This window comes from Actinomadura sp. HBU206391 (assembly GCF_014323665.1).
Lineage (GTDB): Bacteria > Actinomycetota > Actinomycetes > Streptosporangiales > Streptosporangiaceae > Actinomadura_C.
Genome location: NZ_JABVEB010000334.1, coordinates 1 through 5,103 on the forward strand (window position 1 = coordinate 1; position 5,103 = coordinate 5,103).

The following is a 5,103-nucleotide window of genomic DNA, read 5'->3' on the forward strand; positions in this document are numbered from 1 at the left end:
GGAGAACGGGGGGTCGGGCGGCGACAGAGGCGGCGGCGACGCGGCCTCCGACGGCGCGGGCGACCCGAACGGCGCCGGCGGCTCCGGGGACGGGCCCGGCAGGGGCGGCACGGGCTCCGCCGGTGACCCGAACGGTGCGGGCTCCGGCGGCGGCCCGGGCACGGAGGGGCCAGGCGCAGATGGACCGGGTGTGCTCGGTGAGCCTGGCTCCGCCGGAGGCGATGGAGCGGTCGCGGAGGCCGGCGGGGTTTCTCGGCCCGCGGCCAGGTGGGCCCGCGCGGCGTCGATGATCTCCCACGGCGTGAGCTCACCGGTCGACTTGGGAGTCTGCAGTGCCGGGCTGGCCAATTCCGCCGCGGCCGCCGCCGGCACCACGAAGCCGGGTGCGGGTGGTGCCATCTGCGCCAGCCGGCACCAGGTCAGCCCCACGGTGTAGGAGGTGGCCAGCAGTGCCCGGACCTCGTCGGCCTGGTCGCTGCGCAGGGCCTCGGGCAGCTGCCCCCCATTCGGCCACAGCGTCCGCAGCGGATGGTTCGGCTCGGCGAGCACCGCCTGCAGCGTGCGGGCGCTGTCGGGGTCCAGCCACGGGAGCACGGCCGGGAGGGCGCGTGGGGCGCCCTGCAGGTCAGCGGCCATCAGGGCGACCGCGGCGCGGCGGGCATCGCCGTGCCCCGGCGTCCGGGTCTGCATCGCCGTGACGGTCTCGGTGAGGTCGTAGAGGCCGAGCCGCAGGTATTCGCCCGGCGCGCCGTCGCGGACCATCGGGGTCGCGCTCTCGGCGGGGCAGCGGCGCCGCCATTCCTGGGTGACGGCCGCGGGACCGTACCGGGCGGCGGCCATGTCGTGCTGCACCAGCGGCAGGGTCGCGGCCGTGATGGCGGCGAGGGCGTCGGCGCCCGGCCGGAATCCCGGGTCGCCGCGCAGGCCCGTGGCCACTTCGTGCATGACCCGGACGAGGTAGGCGGCGCCGATCCCGTCACCGGCGACGAGCCGTTCGCCGTAGTAGGCGGTCAGGTGGGACAGGTCCGGCGGCACCATCCAGCGCAGCAGTTGGCTCGGCGCCGTGAGGTAGGGCACGAACAGTTCGATGAGCGGGTGCTCGGCCAGTGCGACGGGGGATCCGGCGCACCACAGCAGCGCGCCCCACGCGGCGGCGACCGTGCTCGGCGTCCCCGGCGGGAACATGGGGTCCCTCAGGGCGAACTGCGCCGGGTTCACCGACAGGGCGGTGATCAGTGCCTGCTGCACCCGGGCCACGACGGCGGTGTCGGGCTGGCCACTGAGGAAGGCGGTCGCGGCTACCCGGCCGGCGGTGAGGTCCGGGCCCATGGGGAAGAGCTGCGGGGGGACCGGCGGATTTCCGGCACCGCGGGGCGCGGGACCGACGACCCGCCGGGCGGCGGGGTCGGACGGCGGCGGGCACGGGTGCCAGTGACCGTCGAGACCGCACCGGTACCACCGTCCCCAGGCGCCGAAAAGCCACCATTCGCCGGCGCCGGCGAGCATCTGCGAGGTGACCGCCGCAGTGCGCTGGTGCGGGGCGGCGCCAGGCCACCACGGTGCCGTCGCCATCGCCCTGACCTCTGCCTCGACCGCCGAGAACGGGTCCTGTGCTCCTCCGGCCGTATCAGGGCCTGCCGCCTGCCAATCCACCTGCCGCATAGTAGCCGCCCCGGGCGATTCGCCTGGCGTGTCCTTTCGGAGACAACACGCCCTCGTAATGAGTGTCCGACCACTATGCTCATTAGCTGTCGGCAGCGCGAACCAACGGGAGACGAGCCATGGGTGGCGGGAACACGGCGGCACGGACGAAGGTCTGGGGGCTGGGCTTCGCGATCGTGTCGTCCATCTGTTTCGGGGCGTCCGGGCCCTTCGGCAAGGCCCTGATCAACTCTGGTCTCGGCCCGTTGCAGGCCGTCTGGCTGCGGATCTTCGGCGCCGCGCTGATCCTCGTCCCGCTCGTGATCGTGCTGCGCGGCACCGCGCGGCTGCGCGGCCTGCGCCCCTTCCTGCCGCAGCTGGTCGTGTACGGCGTGACCGGGGTGGCCGGCTGTCAGGCCCTGTACTTCATCGCCGCCTCGCGCCTTCCGGTGGGCATCGCGATCCTGCTGGAATTCACCGGGCCGGTTCTGGTTCTCGGCTGGATCCGAGTCGTGCGCCGGACACCGGTGCCTCGTACCGCGGCGGCCGGTGTCGCTGTCGCGATGGTCGGGCTGGCCTGCGTCGTCGAGGTCTGGTCGGGGCTGCGGCTGGACGCGCTCGGACTTCTGGCGGGCCTCGGCGCGGCGGCGTGTCAGGCGATGTACTTCCTGCTGGTCGAGCGGCTGACGGGTGACATCGATCCGCTGGTGATGACCACGGCGGGCAGCGTGGTCGGTGCGGTGGTGCTCACCATCCCCGCGGTGCCGTGGTCGATCCCCTGGCACGTCCTCCCGACCACGGTCGCGGTGGGAACCCACGCGGCCCCGGCATGGGCACTGGCCCTCTGGATCATCGTGGTCAGCACCGTGCTCGCCTACCTGACGGGCGTGGCGGCGGTGCAGCGGCTGTCGGCGCCCGTGGCGGGGGCCATCTGCTACACCGAGGCGGTGGCCGCGACGCTCATCGCGTGGGCCGCGCTCGGTGAGCGCCTCAGCACCCTGCAGCTCGTCGGCGGGTCCGTCGTCCTGGTCGGCGCGTTCATCGCCCAGCGCGCCGTCAGTGAGCGCGCGCCCATCGCCGAGACCGCCGAGATCCCGGTGCCCGCGGCGCTGTCGTGACCACGCGGCCGGCCGCCCTGGGCGGTGCGGACGGCCGCGTGATCACCACGGCGGAGGGGTCTGCCGTCACGCGTTCTCGCGCAGGAAGGTGCGGGTGCCGATCGTCAGGGAGACGACGGAGAGCAGCGCGGCGGCCAGGGCGCCCCACAGGAGCGGACCATCGGCGTAGTGACCCGCGAAGGCCGCCCGCAGCCCGTCGGCGATGTATCGGAACGGGGTCAGCCGGGACAGGACGTCCAGCCAGCCAGGGGCCAGCGACATCGGCAGGAACGCTCCGGACAACAACATGAGCGGCACGACGACCGTGCTCATCAGCGGCGCGAACATCTCCGGCTGCGGCATGGTGATCGCCGCCGCAGGCGACAGCGCGGCCAGGCTCACCGCGAGCAGCGTAAGCAGCCCCAACCCGATGAGCAGCCCGGGCAGCGGCGCCCGCAGGCCGAGTGCGACGGCCACGCCGACGAGCAGCGCCGCCTGGAACATCAGCACCAGGGTGCTGCTCAGCACCCGGCCGAGCAGCAGCGCGAGCCGGCTGACCGGCGTGACCCGCAGCCGTTCCAGTACACCGAAGCGGGCGTCGAACACGATTCCGAACCCGGCGAGACCGGCGCTGAGCAGGCCCAGTTGGACGAGCAGCCCGGGAACGAGCACGTTCCAGCTGTCCCCGCCGAGGGCTCCGCCGAATCCGGTGAGCAGCGGGCCGAACAGCACGAGGTACAGCACCGGCTGCATGGCGCCGAACGCGATCGACATCTTGCTGCGGAGCGTCAGGTCCAGCTGGTGGCGGAAGACGAGCAGGGTTTCGCGTGGCATGGCGGCTCCTCGGATCATGTCGTCGCGGTACTTGTGGCAGGGGCGGTGGTGGCGCGGGCGGAGGCCAGTGCGGACAGGAAGACGTCGTCGAGCGTGGGGCCCGCGAGCCGGACGCCGGCGGTCGGCACTCCGGCCGCGTCGAGTGCGCGTACGACGTCCACCAGCGGGCGGCCGCCGGCTTCGACGGTCAGCCGCAGCGTCCGGCCGTCGGCGGTGAGATCCAGCGCGAGGCCGTCGAGCGCGGTGATCGCACGCAGCGGGTCTCCATCGACCTCCACGGTGACGAGGTCGCCGCCGATCCGTTGCTTGAGCTCCTCAGGGGTTCCCTCGCCGACGATGCGCCCGCCGTCGATGATGAGGACCCGGTCGGCGAGCGCGTCGGCCTCGTCGAGGTAATGGGTGCTCAGGAAGACCGTGGTGCCGTGCCGGTCGCGCAGCCGCCGGATGTGCTCCCACAGCGCCGCCCGGCTCTGCGGATCGAGCCCCGCGGTCGGCTCGTCGAGAAAGACCAACGACGGTTCGTGGACGAGTCCGAGGGCGATGTCGAGCCGCCGCCGCTGGCCGCCGGACAGCGACCCGGTGGTCCGCTCGGTCAGCGCCGTCAGTTCCAGTTCCTCGCACACGCGGGCGCAGCGGTCCGGCGGGACGCCGTACAGCCGGGCCTGCAGCCGCAGCTCGTCGGTCACGGTGCATGCCGGGTTGGTGCCGCCGCCCTGGGCGACGTAGCCGATGCGCCGCCGTACCGCCCGCGGATCGCCGCGCAGGTCGTGCCCCGCGACCGTCGCGGTGCCGCCGGTGGGGCGAAGCAGTGTGAAGCACTACGCGCGAGGGCGCGGGCGATGTCGGACCGCCGCGAGGAGGCGCTCGCCAGGGCCCTCGCCGACGAGGTCGGGGCCGACCCCGACGACATCTCGCCCTGGATCGTCGCCGCGCAGATCAACGCCGTACAGCACCGGCTCATGGCAGAGATCAGCAAGCGCAAGGTCGCCGGGCCAGACCCTCGACGAGATGTACGGCGACGTGCGGGCCGCCGCCGAGCGCGCCTTCGACCTCCTCGAGGCGGGCATCGGCGGCTACGCCACCCGGGCGGAGTGACGCGGCACGCGGCGGACGTTCGCGTCGCCGACTGACAGCCACGGACCGGCCGCACCACGTTTCCCCTGCACAGACAGGGTGCGGGCGGTGCGGTGGCGTGCCCACTGTGCTGTCAAGAGTGCATTTCTGCCCCCATCAAGCTATTTCTCCGTCATCACTCGCTATAGCGGCGTATTCGCATTGGGTGCTTGCCTCGACAACGGTTGCGTGATCACGCGGCCGTTCTCCGAGACCGGGTCATCGAGCCCGGCCCGCAGGAGGTTCCAAGGTGCCCACGACGAAGTGGTTCCGTATGGTCGCCATAGCGACCACGGGGGCGCTCCTATCGGCCGCCCTGACCGGTACGGCCCAGAGCCAGCCCGGCGCACGACCTGTGCCGCCGGACATCCAGGCCGAGCACTCCGCCCGACCCGACAAGGACGTCAGGACCGGCTGG

5 protein-coding genes are annotated in these 5,103 nt (G+C 73.2%); 2 read left to right on the top strand and 3 right to left on the bottom strand.

The features are described from left to right. A partial coding sequence (locus HKK72_RS35660) for a hypothetical protein (RefSeq protein ID WP_187238814.1) occupies positions 1–1,572 on the bottom strand: 1,572 nt, incomplete at its 3' end. A gap of 209 nt (positions 1,573–1,781) precedes the next feature. Between HKK72_RS35660 and HKK72_RS35665 the strand changes: the two genes are divergently transcribed. After that, positions 1,782–2,759, top strand: a complete 978-nt coding sequence (locus HKK72_RS35665; RefSeq protein WP_187238815.1) for an EamA family transporter — start codon at positions 1,782–1,784, stop codon at positions 2,757–2,759. A gap of 66 nt (positions 2,760–2,825) precedes the next feature. Here the strand turns inward: HKK72_RS35665 and HKK72_RS35670 are convergent, their stop codons facing one another. Then, positions 2,826–3,572 carry an ABC transporter permease gene (locus HKK72_RS35670; RefSeq protein ID WP_187238816.1) on the bottom strand — a complete coding sequence of 249 codons (747 nt, stop codon included), beginning with the start codon at positions 3,570–3,572 and terminating at the stop codon, positions 2,826–2,828. 14 nt (positions 3,573–3,586) lie between these two features. Continuing rightward, a complete protein-coding gene (locus HKK72_RS35675) occupies positions 3,587–4,381 on the bottom strand; it encodes an ATP-binding cassette domain-containing protein (RefSeq protein WP_187238818.1) in 795 nt (264 codons plus the stop codon). 30 nt (positions 4,382–4,411) lie between these two features. On the opposite strand from HKK72_RS35675, the gene HKK72_RS35680 reads away from it, so the two are divergent. Continuing rightward, entirely contained in the window at positions 4,412–4,702 is a 291-nt protein-coding gene (locus tag HKK72_RS35680) for a hypothetical protein (RefSeq protein WP_187238817.1), read from the top strand. Positions 4,703–5,103 lie beyond the last annotated feature (401 nt).